The sequence below is a fragment of the Pseudomonas sp. B21_DOA genome, from assembly GCA_030544685.1.
GTDB classification, from domain to species: Bacteria; Pseudomonadota; Gammaproteobacteria; order Pseudomonadales; family Pseudomonadaceae; genus Aquipseudomonas; species Aquipseudomonas fluorescens_AO.
On sequence record CP086683.1, the window covers coordinates 3,267,495 to 3,280,802 of the forward strand.

The following is a 13,308-nucleotide window of genomic DNA, read 5'->3' on the forward strand; positions in this document are numbered from 1 at the left end:
CGGGCAGCGTGGCGATTTCCGTCGTCAAGACCTTGGGTTTAGGGAAGTGTTGAATGAAGCAAGCGACAACCATGCTGCTCACTGTGACTGCCGCCGTATTGCTCAGCGGCTGTATTGCGGATTTTGATGATGACCACCGGCACGGCCGGCATTACGACCGCGAACATGGCCGCAATTACGATCACGACCGACGCTGGGATGACCGCGATGACGACCGCCGCGATGGCCGTCGTTATTACCGTGATCGCGATGACGACTGATTGAATGAAGAGGGCGTTCCCGTTAAAGGAACGCCCTCTGTGCATCAGCCTTCAATTGAAAAAACGAGCGTTCGCCTGGACGCGGGATCGCGCAGGCACCGAGGCCTCGTGATCGAGCAAATGGGTGGCGAGGATGTCGCTCAGAAAACGGAACTGATCGTTGATGCCGACCACTTCATTGCTGAAGTGGTTGCTGGCAGCGGGCATCAGCAGATCGTCGAAATCTTCGTTGAACACCAGCGTCTGCGCCTTGCGCGGCACGACGTGCTGTTGGTAGTAGTTGCTGCCGAACACCGGGAAACTCACGGAGAGGGTGACTTGAGTGTGGGTCATCATGTGAACGCCTCGTTGTGTGTCGGATGTGCCAATCGTGCCTTTCAGGAAGGGTGGGCGGAAGGCAATCGTGGCGATGGTGGATATCGACGACAGTGATGATGAACAGGATCCCCTGTGGGAGCGGGCTTGCCCGCGAAAGCGGTGTGTCAGTCGATACATGTGGTGACTGATACACCGCTTTCGCGAGCAAGCCCGCTCCCACATTGGTTATCAGCCAAGCAGTCACATGCCTATACTCAAAGCTGCACTTCCCCAAGCCAAAGGACACCACCACCGTGAACCCGCGCGCGCTGGTCGTCGCCGCACTGTTTCTGTTGGCTGGCTGCGCCACCTCGGCCCGGGCACCGGTCAGTGCGCCACAGGCGGTGGTGGTGTCGGCGCAAACCTGGCAGCAGATCGACCGCGAAATCATCAGCGCCTCGCAGCAGGCCACCGAGCAGGTCAAGCTGTTCGCTCGTGGCTCGATGGAACATTGGCGCACGCGGATCTATCAGCAAACTGAAGAAAATTTCATCCCTTGGTTCAGCAGCTATTGGACTCAGGAATGGCTGTCGATGAAGGTCAGCTGGTACACGATCAGTGCTGGCGGCGAGCAGGACGCTTCGGCGAAACGCCTGGCGGCGTATCTACTTGAGCAATATCAGGAAAAAGTCCTCGCGCCGGTGGCAGTGGAGATTGATCCGGACGCGATCCTGGCCCAGTCCACGGCGTTCTACGCGCAATTGATGGCGCAGCAGATGCCGCTCATCGCCCAGCGTCATGGCGTGCCGATCACACAGCTCAACGGACGCTTGCAGCAGATCCCGGCCATCGCCCTTGGCCCACCGCCGGCACGGGATGCTTCATTGTTCAAAGTCATCAGCACCGAGCCGCTGAACACCCTGCCGGCGTACGCCGCGCTGATCGACAAGATCCACACCGACGGCGGCGCCAAGGGCATTTCCTCCACCGACGCGGCGATGGCGCCGGTGGCCAAGCGCGCCAGCCAGCGCATCGAAGCGGAAATGGCCCCACGCGGCGCCGCCAGTGCGGTGGCGGCGGCCGCCGGGAAACTGGCCGGGGCGATGATTTCCGTCGGTGTGGCCGGCATCCGCGCGATCATCCAGGCCAACGACCGTCCGGACAGCGAAGCACTGATCCGCAGCAGCCTCGGCAATACCTTCGACAAAGCCTGGCAGAAGTTGCTGCAGAACCCGACTACAGGAGTGATGGCGGGCACGTTGCACATCGCCGGGCAGGTCGAGGGCAATTTGAGCGCTGGCGCAGAGCCGTCCGTCGGGCTGGGAGACAATCACGTCGAATGGCGCCCGCCGCAATCGACCAGTCAGCAGATCGAACCCAACTTGCAAGGAAAATGAACATGGCTTACATCGATATCTTCGTGGCGCCGGTGCCTGACGCCAATCATGCGCAATACAAAAACACTGTGAGATCGCCGCCAGGCTGTTCAAGGAATATGGCGCCGTGGATGTCGTCCAGTGCTGGGGTGACGACGTACCGGAGGGCAAGCTCACGTCGTTCCCGCTAGCGGTCAAACTCAGGAGGGTGAAACCGTCTCGTCCGGTTGGCTGATCTGGCCAGACAAGGCCACCCGCGATGCAGGTATGGCGAAAATGATGGAAGACCCGCGCATGCGGCCCGACGTCAATCCGATGGGTTTTGATGGCCAACGGATGATCTTCGGCGGTTTTAAGAGGCTCTCTGAATCCTGATGGCAGTACGAACGCCTGTGGCCGCTGCAAGTGCAGCACGCGCCACAGAAGCTCGTCGACGATCAACCTCGACGCCAGACGCCGTTGCCGCTCAAGCGCGACCGATCATGCGGTCCGGTGAAGTCCTGCTTCGGACCTTTCGGCACCACACCGGTCGGGTTGATCGTCTTGTGGCTGCCATAGTAGTGATGCTTGATATGCTGGAAATCCACGGTCTCGGCGATCCCCGGCCACTGATACATCTCGCGCAGCCAGTTCGACAGGTTCGGGTAGTCGGCAATCCGCCGCAGGTTGCACTTGAAGTGCCCGTGGTACACGGCGTCGAAGCGAATCATCGTGGTGAACAGGCGCACATCCGCTTCGGTCAGGTATTCGCCGCTCAGGTAGCGATTGGCACCCAGCAATTGCTCCAGATGATCCAGTTCGGCGAATACTTCATCGAATGCCTGTTCGTAGGCCTGCTGCGACGTGGCGAACCCGGCGCGATAGACACCGTTGTTCACCGCCGGATAGATCCGCTCGTTCAGGGCGTCGATCTCGTTGCGTAGCGGCGCCGGGTAGAAGTCCAGATCGTTGCCGGTGAGCCCGTCGAAGGCGCTGTTGAACATGCGGATGATCTCCGCCGATTCATTGCTGACGATGCGCTTGAGCTGCTTGTCCCACAGCACTGGCACCGTCACGCGCCCGGTGTAGTCGGGGGTATCAGCGGTGTAGCGCTGGTGCATGAAATCGAAATCATCGAGTTTGTCGCCGGTCGAACCGAGCGTCTTGTCGAAGGTCCAGCCGTTTTCCAGCATCAGCCAACTGACGACCGAAACGTCGATCAGGCTTTCCAGACCTTTAAGCTTGCGCAGAATCAGCGTGCGGTGCGCCCATGGGCAGGCGAGGGAAACGTAGAGGTGATAGCGCCCGGCTTCGGCAGCAAAACCGCCTTCACCGCTGGGGCCTGGCTGACCATCGGCGGTCACCCAGTTGCGGCGTTGCGCTTGTTCGCGCTGGAATGCGCCGTCCTTGCTGCTTTCGTACCACTTGTCCTGCCAGTGGCCGTCGACGAGTAAACCCATGATCAAGACTCCTGAAAACCAATATTCGTTGGAGTCGAGTCTATTCCGATGAGTTCGAACAAAAAGCGCAAAGATCGGGCGCTAATGATCGGTTAGATCGATGTATTTCGCGCTGCCCAATACTGCTCGGCCGTGGCGAAGGCTTGCTCGCGATCTTGACCAAGGCCGCGCAGGGCGAGGGCCATGGTCGCAATCAGGGCCATTTGCGGGTAACTGTCGACCACATCGCCGCGCCATACGGCTTTCAAGTGTTCGATGTCCAGCGAGGCGGGTTTGACGTGGCGCTGCGCTGACAGCTGTGGCCATTCCTCGTCCCAGCTCTGACCACCGCTGGTGCCGTAAAGATGACTGGTGGCATCGGGGTTGATCTCGATTTCACCGCCATCGCCCTTGACCACAATTGCCGTGTCGCCGAGCAAGCCGCTGGCATCGCGATGCACCGCCTGGTAGCCGGGATGGAAAATGCTCTGCAGGCCACAACGTGCACCGAGCGGATTGAGGATTCGCGCCAGCGAGTGAATCGGCGAACGCAGGCCCAGGGTGTTACGCAGGTCGATCATCTTCTGCAATTGCGGCGCCCAGTCCATCAGCGGCATGAAAGCCAGTCCGCCGTTATCCAGCGCCGCGCCGACTTGATGCCAGGTGCGGCACAGGGGAATGTTCAGTTCCCCCAGTAGTTGTTCGCTGTACAGGCGCCCGCCCGTGTGTGCGCCGCCGCCGTGCATGAAGATGCGCACGCCGTTCAGTGCCAGGCACTTGGCTGCCAGCAGATACCACGGCAGATGGCGTTTTTGCCGGCATAGGTCGGCCAGTCCAGGTCGACATTCAATGCCGGCGCCTGCAAGCGTTCGCGCAGGGCTTCGGTGAATCCGGCCATTTCCTCGGCGCTTTCTTCCTTGTGCCGCAGCAACATCAGGAAGGCCCCGAGTTGCGTATCTTCGACCTTGTCGTCGAGCACCATGCCCATGGCCTCGCGGGCTTCCTCGCGCGTCAGGTCGCGGGCGCCGCGCTTGCCTTTGCCGAGAATGCGCACGAATTGTGCGAACGGGTGCTCGGCAGGCGTTTCGAGGGTCAATGCAGAAAAGTCGTTCATAGGCAATTCGTCGGTTTGGGCAGGCCCGCCAGTTTCGCGGCGAGTTTGGCAGGGGTGCCTTTGAACAGTCGGTTCAGGTGCTGGCTGTTGCCTTTGTCGGCGCCGAGTTTCAATGCGGTGTACTTGATCAGCGGTCGCGTGGCCGGCGAAAGCTGGAACTCGGCATAGAAACTGCGCAGCAGCTCGAGGACTTCCCAGTGTTCGGGCGTCAACTCGATGTCTTCGGCGGCGGCGAGGGCGCTGGCGACATCAGCCGACCAGTCGTTGAGGTCAACGAGAAAGCCGTCCTTGTCCAGTTCGATGGCGCGGGCGCCGACGGTAAGGGAGTTCATAGCCAGCTGTTGACCTTGGCGTGATGAATCGACAGTTCGACGAAGGCCGGGTAGTCGATGGCCTCGGCCCAGTCCGGAATGTCGATCGCACGCGCCTGTGCGTCCTCAAGCAATACAAACAGCTTGATGGTTCGCTCTTGCAAAGCAGAAAACGCCACAGTGCCCGGTTGCAGCGCATACACCGCATCGCCGGACAACAACACAGCATCGGCGCTGCCGAGCAGGCGCAGGCAACTGATCAGGCGATCGTCGCCGAACGGAGAATGAGACAACACATGCAAAGTCGACATCAGAGGGTGATCACCTGATCGTAACGGTCAATAAGGGCGGTGATTTGCTCAGCGGCAAGCGGCTGCGCTTCTTCCAGCGACACGTTGCCGAGGCCGCGAGCACTGGCGCTTTGTGCGCAATAAAACAGTTCTTCGACACCAAACATCGGCAGCGCCTGCAGATTGGCGCTGAGGTCTTTCTGCTGCAAGGCCTTGGCGTTCTGTCCGGCGGCCAGTTGCAGCACGCCGTCATCGAGAAACAGTAAACCGATCGGCAGATCGAAGGCGCCACCGGCAAGCACGATGTCCAGCGCTTCCCGTGCGCCGGGGCCAGACCAGGGCGACTGGCGGCTGATGATCAACAGCGATTTGGCCATGTTCACGCGCCTCCGAAACAGATCAGGCGGTCAGCGTCCTGCACGGCATCGTGCAATTGCCCAAGACCGGACAGTTCCCACGGCGCGCTCACTGAAGTCGCTTCTCGCTGGTAACGTTTGGCTTCTTCTTCGTTCAACACACCACGGCGCAACGCGGCGGCGATGCAGACCACGCCGTCGAGTTGCTTTTCGTTGATAAAGGCGCGCCATTGCTTGGGCAAGTCCAGTTCATCCTGCGGCGTCACCACCGCATCGGAGGCGTTGAACACGCCGTCCTGATAGAAAAACAGCCGGACAATCTCATGTCCGCCAGCCAGCGCGGCCTGGGCAAACAGCAGGGCACGGCGCGAGGAGGGCGCATGGGCGGCGGAAAACAGCGCAATGGCGAACTTCATGATGGACTCGATCAGCGAAACTGCGGCCATGATAAAGCTTTATTGCGGCAGCCGCGAAACCCCAGTTTTACGCAGATTCCTTTGTAGGAGCTGCCGAAGGCTGCGATCTTTTGATTCTGCTCTGCAAGATCAAGATCAAAGATCGCAGCCTTCGGCTGCTCCTACATCGATTAGGGGTAATGCCGTAAAGATCGCAATACTCGACCCAGTCCATCCCGGCCATCTCCGCAACCTCCCGATGCACCTCAAGCCGTTGCGCCTGATAGTCCTCGGGCGAGTCAGCCGTCAATTGCAGTGTCAGTTCCCAGGCAAATAATCCCTGGCTTTCCGCCTCGGCCTCGAATGCCTCATGCAGGCGTTCTTCGCGATACTGTGCCTGGGTTTCGCCCTTGGCCTGAGCCAGCAGCGGGTTGAGGTGATCGAGGGTTTCCCGCAATTCGGGTCGCGCATCGAGAAACAGTTTCAGAGCCTGTTCATGTCGCTGGTCGCTAGGCGCCATGTAATTTCCTTGTGTGGCTGAAGATCTCAGGGTGCCGCAGCTGCTCGCGCGTGTCGCGCATAAAAACAGTAAAGCAGAACGATTTGCTGCCTTGCAGTGCTACAGTCCGCTTTTTTCTCGATGAGCGAATGCAATGCGAATGCTGATGGTAGCGCTGGCGGCGGCCCTGTTGGCCGGATGTGCCGGTTCGGTGATGAACGAGGCTCGCACCAAGAGCCCGGACAAGGTCCTGACCTCGGACAAGCCGGAGAAAGACGTCGCCCGGTGCGTGCAATTCGCCTGGCAGGACGAAGCGGTGTTTGGCGTCGACGCGGCGGCCTATCTGGAGCCGCGCGAGTCCGGCGGCACTACGGTCTACACGCGTTCGGCAGAGTCGTTTGTCGATGTGCTTACCGAAGCCTCGGGTACGACTTTGAATTACTACGCACAACAGAGTGATTTTGTCGCGATGCGACGGATGGCGGCGATGGCGACCTGCCTCTGACTGTGTGTCGAGGCGGCTGGCGCTTTCGCGAGCAGGCTCGCTCCCACAAGTTGAAATGCTTTCCAGTGTGGGAGCGAGCCTGCTCGCGCAAAAGAGCGACACAGTCAATCGATCAGCCGCTTCTGGAAAAAATGCCGCTTGTGCCCCAGCGGATAATCGACAATCTCGCCACATTCGCTGTATCCGACCTTTCTGTAAAACGCCGGCGCCTGGAAAGAAAAGGTGTCGAGCCAAATGCCCACGCAGTTTTTCTCCCTGGCAAAGTCCTCGGCCATGCGCATCAATTTTGTGCCGATACCCTGACCACGACCTTGCTCCGGGACCGCGAGCAATTCGATGAACAACCAGCGGTAGAACGTGTGGCCATACAGGCCGCCGAGGATCTCGTCGTTTTCGTTACGCACCAGCAAGGCAATCGGCTCCCACGTGGATGGCCCGGCCTTGGCAACGTTGTGTGCACGCAAGGGCGCAAGAATCGCTGCGCGCTGTTCTTCGGTAGGGTTCTGCGTCAACTCGATACGCAAGTTCATGCATGACTTCCTTGTGTAATGGAGCGGTCAGCCTACCGCGTCCACACAGGTGCCTCCAACCCTCCGATCAAACAAGCGGAACCGTCAAACCAGCGCTGCGGTCTAGGCTTTTATCGCGTCTTTCCCTGAGCGCGATTGATGAGGACATCCCGTGAATATTTTCGAAGCCCTGCGCGAAAGCCACGAGCGCCAGCGCACTTATGCCAAAGCTCTGATCGCGACCAGCGGCGACAGCCCTGAGCGGGTCGAGGCTTACAAACAACTGAAAGCCGAACTGCAAGCGCACGAAACCGCCGAAGAGCGGCACTTCTACATCCCGTTGATGGAAATTGACGAAGGCGTTGACCTGAGCCGCCACGCCATCGCCGAGCACCATGAAATGGACGAGATGATGGAAGAGCTCGACGAGACCGAGATGTCCAGCCCGGCCTGGCTGGCAACGGCAAAGAAGCTATCGGACAAGGTCCATCACCACCTCGAGGAAGAAGAGCATAAGTTCTTCCAGATGGCCGGCAAGTTGCTCGACGATAAACAGAAAACCCAACTCGCTGGACAGTACGAAAAGGAGTATCAGGCGCAACTGCGTTGATCGGCCTCCAGCCGTTTCGTCAACTTGACGTGTAGGTGTTCAGCTATGCGTTGAGTACGAAGTTTCGTCGAGCACTGTTCATCCATCCAGTGTTTGCAGGATTTCATTCTTCCTTCCGGTAGCGCTGCGACAAAAGCGCCGATGGACAAAAATCCACCTCCGTTAGCTTGAAGGCCTCTCCTCGGGAAGGAGAGTTCTCAAATCAACGGAGTGAAAAACATGAATCAGGCAACTGCACAAACCCAACTGAAACACGGTCGCGTCATCTCGCCAGCGAGTCGCGGCGCGGTCGCCATCGACCTCGGCTTGCTCGGCGCCTGGCAAGTCAATGAAATGGAAGGTGGCAAGAACTTTCCGGCCATGGAAGCCGGACCGTTTCCGTCACCTTTCGAGACAGACTCCGCCAGCGTCGCGCCGCCGGCCGACGGTTACATTCTCAGCGGCGGCAAGACCGATGCCCGCGATTGCGTCAATTACACCAGCGACGAGATGAGCAAGAAGCTCGGTCGTTCGTTCAGTTGGCCGCTGCTTAATGTCGATCCGGGGCAGATGCTCAAAGTCACTTGGGCCTACACAGCGCCGCACACCACTCGGGGTTATCGCTGGCTGATCACCAATGACAGCTGGGATCCTCAGCAACGCATCACTCGTGCACAACTGGAAACCCAGCCGTTCTTCGAGGATTTCTACCCGCAGGTGCCGTATTACAGCCATGCCGGTGAATTGAAGGCGAAGGTCGATCACCAAGTGCAACTGCCGGCGAACAAGAAGGGCCACCACGTCATTGTGCTGATGTGGATCGTTGCCAACACCGGCAACGCGTTCTATCAGGCCTTCGACGTCGACTTCCAGTAACAGCGGCGGCTGAACGAGCCCGGTAGCGCTGCCGGGCTTTTTTGTCAGCGCAATTGTCCGACCATGGCCGTCCATTTATGAAGACAGGATCAGACGCGATGTCCAACACAGCCGAACGGGTCAACATCGTCGACACTCAGGTGTTGTCCCACGACTGGTATCTGCTGAAGAAAATCACCTTCGATTACCACCGCAACAATGGCGAATGGCAACGTCAGACCCGCGAGGTCTACGACCGCGGTAATGGCGCGGCGATTCTGCTGTTCAACCGCGAAAAGCGCACGGTAGTGCTGACCCGACAGTTCCGCTTGCCAGTCTTCGTCAATGGTCACGATGGATTGCTGATCGAGGTGGCTGCGGGGTTGCTGGAAGGTGCCGCGCCTGAGCAGCGCATTCGTGACGAAGCCGAGGAGGAAACCGGTTACCGCGTGCATGACGTGAAGAAGGTATTCGAGGCGTACATGAGCCCCGGTTCAGTGACCGAGAAGCTGCACTTTTTGTCGCTGAATACGATGCCGCCTCCAAGGTCAGCGAGGGTGGCGGCCTGGAAGAGGAAACCGAAGAACTGGAAGTGCTCGAGTGGGGATTCGATGAGGCGCTGGCCGCGTTTCAGCGCGGCGAGATCTGCGATGCGAAGACCATCATGTTGTTGCAGTACGCAGCGATGAATAACCTCTTCGTTGCTTGAGTCAGAACAGCTCGCCTGTTTTCCCGAACGTTGACCATTGGCCACCTTCGAGCATCAGTAACCGCTCTTTAGCCTCCAGCCCACCGGCGAAACCCGTCAGCTTTCCCGAAGCACCGATCACTCGATGACACGGCGCAACAATGGAAATCGGATTGCGCCCGTTGGCGGCGCCGACCGCTCGGACCGCCGTCGGATGGCCGATTTGCAGCGCTATCTGACTGTAGGTGCGTGTCTCGCCAAACGGAATGGTCAGGAGGGCGGCCCAGACTTTTTCTGGAATTCGCTGCCGACAAATGCCAGCTCGAGATCGAAGCGACGCCGAGTGCCGGCGAAGTACTCTTCGAGCTGGCGCGCGGTCTGCGCGAGGATCAGGTTGTCCGGGGCTTCGCTCATCGGTCCCAGCCTCACCCGGTTCGGTTTGTCGTTTTCCCAGAGGATGGCGGCGAGTCGGCTGCCGTTCGCGACCAGCTTCAACTCACCGACCGGCGAGGGCAGGGTGATGAACGTGCAAGACATGATGGCGACTCCAGAGCTGGGCATTAATGCGGCCCAGCATACTGGCTGAACGGGGAGGCGCAATACGCAAAGCCGACCATACTGCTTGTTGCTCCTGAAGCGTTGCCCTGCGTTTGGCGCAGTCCTCAACAACAAAAAAGAGATCGACTCATGAAGTACGAACCTTTGGCCAGATCGCTCATTGCGACCTCCCTGGCGCTCAGCTGTCTCATGGCTCACGCGGCATCCGTGGCGCCGGTTGCGGCGGAAAACGGCATGGTGGTCACCGCGCAACATCTGGCGACCCACGTGGGTGTCGACGTTTTGAAAAACGGCGGCAATGCCGTGGATGCGGCGGTGGCCGTGGGCTATGCACTGGCGGTGGTTTATCCGGCTGCGGGCAACCTTGGCGGCGGCGGGTTCATGACCATCCAACTGGCAGACGGGCGCAAGACCTTTCTCGATTTCCGTGAGAAAGCCCCGCTGGCAGCGACGGCGAACATGTATCTGGACAAGGACGGTAATGTCGTTCCGGACCTGAGCACGCGCGGTCACCTGGCGGTCGGCGTGCCGGGCACCGTGTCTGGCATGGAGCTGGCCCTGAGCAAATACGGCACCAAGCAGCGCAAGGACATGATTGCCCCGGCGATCAAACTGGCCGAAGACGGTTTCGAGCTGCAGCAGGGCGATGTCGAACTGCTGGAGTACGCCACCGACGTGTTCAAGAAGGACATGCGCGATTCCGGCTCGATCTTCCTCAGCAACGGCGAACCGATGCAGGTCGGGCAGAAACTGGTGCAGAAGGATCTGGCGAAAACCCTGCGAACGATTTCCGACAAGGGCGCCGACGGCTTCTACAAAGGCTGGGTCGCCGATGCCATCGTTACCTCCAGTCAGGCCAACAAAGGCATCATCACCCAGGCTGACCTCGACAAATACAAAACCCGCGAACTGGCCCCGGTGGAATGCGATTATCGCGGCTATCACGTGGTCTCGGCGCCGCCGCCAAGCTCCGGCGGGGTGGTGATCTGCCAGATCATGAATATTCTCGAAGGCTATCCGATGAAGGACCTGGGCTTCCATTCGGCTCAGGGCATGCATTACCAGATCGAAGCCATGCGCCATGCCTACGTCGATCGCAACAGCTATCTGGGCGATCCGGATTTCGTGAAAAACCCGATCGAGCATCTGCTGGACAAGAACTACGCGACCAAACTGCGCAACGCCATCCAGCCGCAAAAGGCCGGCATCTCGGCTGAACTCAAGCCCGGCGTCGCGCCTCATGAAGGCAGCAACACCACGCACTATTCGATCGTCGACAAGTGGGGCAATGCCGTTTCGGTGACTTACACCCTCAATGACTGGTTCGGCGCGGGCGTCATGGCGAGCAAGACCGGGGTGATCCTCAACGACGAAATGGACGACTTCACCTCCAAGGTCGGCGTGCCGAACATGTATGGGCTGGTTCAAGGCGAGGCCAACGCTATCGCACCGGGCAAGGCGCCGCTGTCGTCGATGAGTCCGACCATCGTCACCAAGGACGGCAAGGTGGTGATGGTGGTGGGCACGCCGGGTGGCAGCCGGATCATCACCGCAACCTTGCTGACCATGCTCAACGTCATTGACTACGGCATGGGCCTGCAGGAAGCGGTCGACGCGCCGCGCTTCCACCAGCAATGGATGCCGGAAGAAACCAACCTCGAAGACTTCGCCGCCAGCCCGGATACGAAAAAGATCCTGGAAAGCTGGGGCCACAAGTTTGCCGGCCCGCAAGACCCCAACCACATTGCTGCAATTCTGGTGGGAGCGCCGTCGCTGGGAGGCAAACCGGTTGGCAAGAATCGCTTCTACGGCGCCAACGATCCACGGCGTAATACCGGCTTGTCATTGGGTTACTGAGCGGAGTAAAAGGGGCGGGCTCAGGTCCGCCCCATTCTCAAGGATTGATCAAGGAAGGCTCGACATGACCACCGCATTACTGATCATCGATGTCCAGCAGGCGCTGTGTGCTGGTGAATATCAGTGTTTTGAAATCGACCGTGTGATCGCCACGATAAATGGTCTGAGCCAACGCGCCCGCGATGCCGGCGTTCCGGTGGTGCTGATTCAACACGAAGAAAAGGACGGTCCGTTTGTGCGCGGTGCTGACGGTTGGCAACTGGCCAAAGATCTGCTGACTTCGACGAAAGACCTGAACGTAGACAAAACCACCGGGGACTCTTTCTACCAGACCGATCTCGGCAAGCTGCTGCCCAGCGAAGATTTTGAGCGACTGGTCATCTGCGGCTTGCAGACTGATTACTGCGTCAACGCCACAGTTCGCAGTGCGCATGAGCTGGGCTACGACGTCGTTGTTGCGAGAGATGCGCATTCAACAGTCGACAACGGCACCATGAGCGCCGACGACATCATTGCCCAACACAACAAGGACTTCGCTGCGCTCACCGGTTCCGTAGCGCGAGTCGATGTCAAACCGGCCGCCGACATCACTTTCTAACCGTACACACCCCACCTTGTGGGTTGCCGGGGATGGCGGGTGTAGCGCGAAATCCTGTGGGAGTGGGCTTGCTCACGAAGGCGGCAGGTCGGGCGATTTATTTGTGGCTGACAGACCGCTTTCGCGAGCAGGCTCGCTCCACATTGGTTTTGTGGGTTGCCGGGGATCGCGGGTGTAGCGCGAAATCCTGTGGGAGTGGGCTTGCTCACGAAGGCGGCAGGTCGGGCGATTTATTTGTGGCTGACAGACCGCTTTCGCGAGCAGGCTCGCTCCCACAGTGAATTTTTGGCTTGCCGGGGGATGGCGGGTGTAGTGCGAAATCCTGTGGGAGTGGGCTTGCTCACGAAGGCGGCAGGTCAGGCAATTTATCTGTGGCTGACACACCGCTTTCGCGAGCAGGCTCGCTCCCACATTGGTTTTGTGGGTTGCCGGGGATCGCGGGTGTAGCGCGAAATCCTGTGGGAGTGGGCTTGCTCACGAAGGCGGCAGGTCAGGCAATTTATCTGTGGCTGACACACCGCTTTCGCGAGCAGGCTCGCTCCCACATTGGTTTTGTAGGTTGCCTGGGATCGCGGGTGTAGCGCGAAATCCTGTGGGAGTGGGCTTGCTCACGAAGGCGGCAGGTCGGGCAATTTATTTGTGGCTGACAGACTGCGTTCGCGAGCAAGCTCGCTCCCACATTGGTTTTGTGGGTTGCCCTGTGGGAGTGGGCTTGCTCACGAAGGCGGCCGGTCAGGCAACTTATCTGTGGCTGACACACCGCTTTCGCGAGCAAGCTCGCTCCCACATTGGTTTTGTGGGTTGCCGGGAATCGGGGTGTAGCGCGAAATCCT

At 59.3% G+C, this 13,308-nt stretch carries 14 protein-coding genes and 5 pseudogenes; 9 read left to right on the top strand and 10 right to left on the bottom strand.

Annotated features, from left to right (window positions below):
- The first annotated feature begins 53 nt into the window (after positions 1 to 53).
- Complete coding sequence (locus LJU32_14955) at positions 54 to 260, top strand: hypothetical protein (GenBank protein WKV87121.1); 207 nt, start codon at positions 54 to 56, stop codon at positions 258 to 260.
- 51 nt (positions 261 to 311) lie between these two features.
- Here LJU32_14955 and LJU32_14960 read toward each other — a convergent pair whose 3' ends face one another.
- Positions 312 to 593, bottom strand: coding sequence for a hypothetical protein (locus LJU32_14960; GenBank protein ID WKV91104.1), 282 nt, complete (start codon positions 591 to 593; stop codon positions 312 to 314).
- A gap of 278 nt (positions 594 to 871) precedes the next feature.
- Here LJU32_14960 and LJU32_14965 point away from each other — a divergent pair, with 278 nt between their 5' ends.
- Both LJU32_14965 and LJU32_14970 read left to right on the top strand, forming a co-directional pair.
- On the top strand, positions 872 to 1,954 hold the full coding sequence (locus tag LJU32_14965) for a hypothetical protein (GenBank protein WKV87122.1): 1,083 nt from the start codon (positions 872 to 874) through the stop codon (positions 1,952 to 1,954).
- Positions 1,955 to 1,956: 2 nt separating this feature from the next.
- Positions 1,957 to 2,308: pseudogene (locus LJU32_14970) on the top strand (DUF1428 domain-containing protein).
- 62 nt (positions 2,309 to 2,370) lie between these two features.
- On the opposite strand, the gene LJU32_14975 reads toward LJU32_14970, so the two are convergent.
- The 7 genes and pseudogenes from LJU32_14975 to LJU32_15005 form a co-directional block, all read right to left on the bottom strand.
- Positions 2,371 to 3,372, bottom strand: a complete 1,002-nt coding sequence (locus tag LJU32_14975; protein ID WKV87123.1) for a glutathione S-transferase family protein — start codon at positions 3,370 to 3,372, stop codon at positions 2,371 to 2,373.
- 92 nt (positions 3,373 to 3,464) lie between these two features.
- Positions 3,465 to 4,447: pseudogene (locus LJU32_14980) on the bottom strand (glycosyl transferase family protein).
- Between the two features lie 14 nt (positions 4,448 to 4,461).
- Positions 4,462 to 4,797: a TusE/DsrC/DsvC family sulfur relay protein gene (locus tag LJU32_14985; GenBank protein ID WKV87124.1), complete on the bottom strand. Its 336-nt coding sequence runs from the start codon at positions 4,795 to 4,797 to the stop codon at positions 4,462 to 4,464.
- Positions 4,794 to 5,087, bottom strand: a complete 294-nt coding sequence (tusB, locus tag LJU32_14990; GenBank protein ID WKV87125.1) for a sulfurtransferase complex subunit TusB — start codon at positions 5,085 to 5,087, stop codon at positions 4,794 to 4,796. The genes LJU32_14985 and tusB overlap by 4 nt, the downstream gene beginning before the upstream one ends.
- Positions 5,087 to 5,443, bottom strand: coding sequence for a sulfurtransferase complex subunit TusC (gene tusC, locus LJU32_14995; GenBank protein ID WKV87126.1), 357 nt, complete (start codon positions 5,441 to 5,443; stop codon positions 5,087 to 5,089). Before tusC ends, tusB begins: the two co-directional genes overlap by 1 nt.
- Before the next feature lie 2 nt (positions 5,444 to 5,445).
- A complete protein-coding gene (tusD, locus tag LJU32_15000) occupies positions 5,446 to 5,838 on the bottom strand; it encodes a sulfurtransferase complex subunit TusD (GenBank protein ID WKV87127.1) in 393 nt (130 codons plus the stop codon).
- 172 nt (positions 5,839 to 6,010) lie between these two features.
- Positions 6,011 to 6,337 (bottom strand): annotated as a pseudogene (locus tag LJU32_15005) (DUF6388 family protein).
- Between the two features lie 133 nt (positions 6,338 to 6,470).
- Here LJU32_15005 and LJU32_15010 point away from each other — a divergent pair.
- Positions 6,471 to 6,821: a hypothetical protein gene (locus LJU32_15010; GenBank protein WKV87128.1), complete on the top strand. Its 351-nt coding sequence runs from the start codon at positions 6,471 to 6,473 to the stop codon at positions 6,819 to 6,821.
- 104 nt (positions 6,822 to 6,925) lie between these two features.
- On the opposite strand, the gene LJU32_15015 is transcribed toward LJU32_15010, so the two are convergent.
- Positions 6,926 to 7,351, bottom strand: a complete 426-nt coding sequence (locus LJU32_15015; protein ID WKV87129.1) for a GNAT family N-acetyltransferase — start codon at positions 7,349 to 7,351, stop codon at positions 6,926 to 6,928.
- Between the two features lie 151 nt (positions 7,352 to 7,502).
- On the opposite strand from LJU32_15015, the gene LJU32_15020 reads away from it, so the two are divergent.
- From LJU32_15020 to LJU32_15030, 3 genes and pseudogenes are all read left to right on the top strand, one after another.
- The gene (locus tag LJU32_15020; protein ID WKV87130.1) at positions 7,503 to 7,940 is read left to right on the top strand and encodes a hemerythrin domain-containing protein; all 438 of its coding nucleotides are present in this window, start codon (positions 7,503 to 7,505) and stop codon (positions 7,938 to 7,940) included.
- Between the two features lie 219 nt (positions 7,941 to 8,159).
- Positions 8,160 to 8,795 (top strand): lytic polysaccharide monooxygenase, encoded by a 636-nt coding sequence (locus LJU32_15025; protein ID WKV87131.1) that lies wholly within the window; start codon positions 8,160 to 8,162, stop codon positions 8,793 to 8,795.
- A gap of 98 nt (positions 8,796 to 8,893) precedes the next feature.
- Positions 8,894 to 9,483 (top strand): annotated as a pseudogene (locus tag LJU32_15030) (NUDIX domain-containing protein).
- Between the two features lies 1 nt (position 9,484).
- On the opposite strand, the pseudogene LJU32_15035 reads toward LJU32_15030, so the two are convergent.
- Positions 9,485 to 9,999: pseudogene (locus LJU32_15035) on the bottom strand (methylated-DNA--[protein]-cysteine S-methyltransferase).
- A 150-nt stretch (positions 10,000 to 10,149) separates the two neighbouring features.
- Between LJU32_15035 and ggt the strand changes: the two are divergent.
- Positions 10,150 to 11,877: a gamma-glutamyltransferase gene (gene ggt, locus LJU32_15040; GenBank protein ID WKV87132.1), complete on the top strand. Its 1,728-nt coding sequence runs from the start codon at positions 10,150 to 10,152 to the stop codon at positions 11,875 to 11,877.
- Between the two features lie 64 nt (positions 11,878 to 11,941).
- Positions 11,942 to 12,475: a cysteine hydrolase gene (locus LJU32_15045; GenBank protein WKV87133.1), complete on the top strand. Its 534-nt coding sequence runs from the start codon at positions 11,942 to 11,944 to the stop codon at positions 12,473 to 12,475.
- Positions 12,476 to 13,308: the final 833 nt, after the last annotated feature.

Excerpts from the sequence above, each read along its gene's own strand:
- LJU32_14955 (WKV87121.1), top strand. The coding sequence starts at position 54 with ATGAAGCAAGCGACAACCATGCTGCTCACTGTGACTGCCGCCGTATTG.
- LJU32_14960 (WKV91104.1), bottom strand. The coding sequence starts at position 593 with ATGACCCACACTCAAGTCACCCTCTCCGTGAGTTTCCCGGTGTTCGGC.
- LJU32_14975 (WKV87123.1), bottom strand. The coding sequence starts at position 3,372 with ATGGGTTTACTCGTCGACGGCCACTGGCAGGACAAGTGGTACGAAAGC.
- LJU32_14985 (WKV87124.1), bottom strand. The coding sequence starts at position 4,797 with ATGAACTCCCTTACCGTCGGCGCCCGCGCCATCGAACTGGACAAGGAC.
- tusB (WKV87125.1), bottom strand. The coding sequence starts at position 5,087 with ATGTCGACTTTGCATGTGTTGTCTCATTCTCCGTTCGGCGACGATCGC.
- tusC (WKV87126.1), bottom strand. The coding sequence starts at position 5,443 with ATGGCCAAATCGCTGTTGATCATCAGCCGCCAGTCGCCCTGGTCTGGC.
- tusD (WKV87127.1), bottom strand. The coding sequence starts at position 5,838 with ATGAAGTTCGCCATTGCGCTGTTTTCCGCCGCCCATGCGCCCTCCTCG.
- LJU32_15010 (WKV87128.1), top strand. The coding sequence starts at position 6,471 with ATGCGAATGCTGATGGTAGCGCTGGCGGCGGCCCTGTTGGCCGGATGT.
- LJU32_15015 (WKV87129.1), bottom strand. The coding sequence starts at position 7,351 with ATGAACTTGCGTATCGAGTTGACGCAGAACCCTACCGAAGAACAGCGC.
- LJU32_15025 (WKV87131.1), top strand. The coding sequence starts at position 8,160 with ATGAATCAGGCAACTGCACAAACCCAACTGAAACACGGTCGCGTCATC.
- ggt (WKV87132.1), top strand. The coding sequence starts at position 10,150 with ATGAAGTACGAACCTTTGGCCAGATCGCTCATTGCGACCTCCCTGGCG.
- LJU32_15045 (WKV87133.1), top strand. The coding sequence starts at position 11,942 with ATGACCACCGCATTACTGATCATCGATGTCCAGCAGGCGCTGTGTGCT.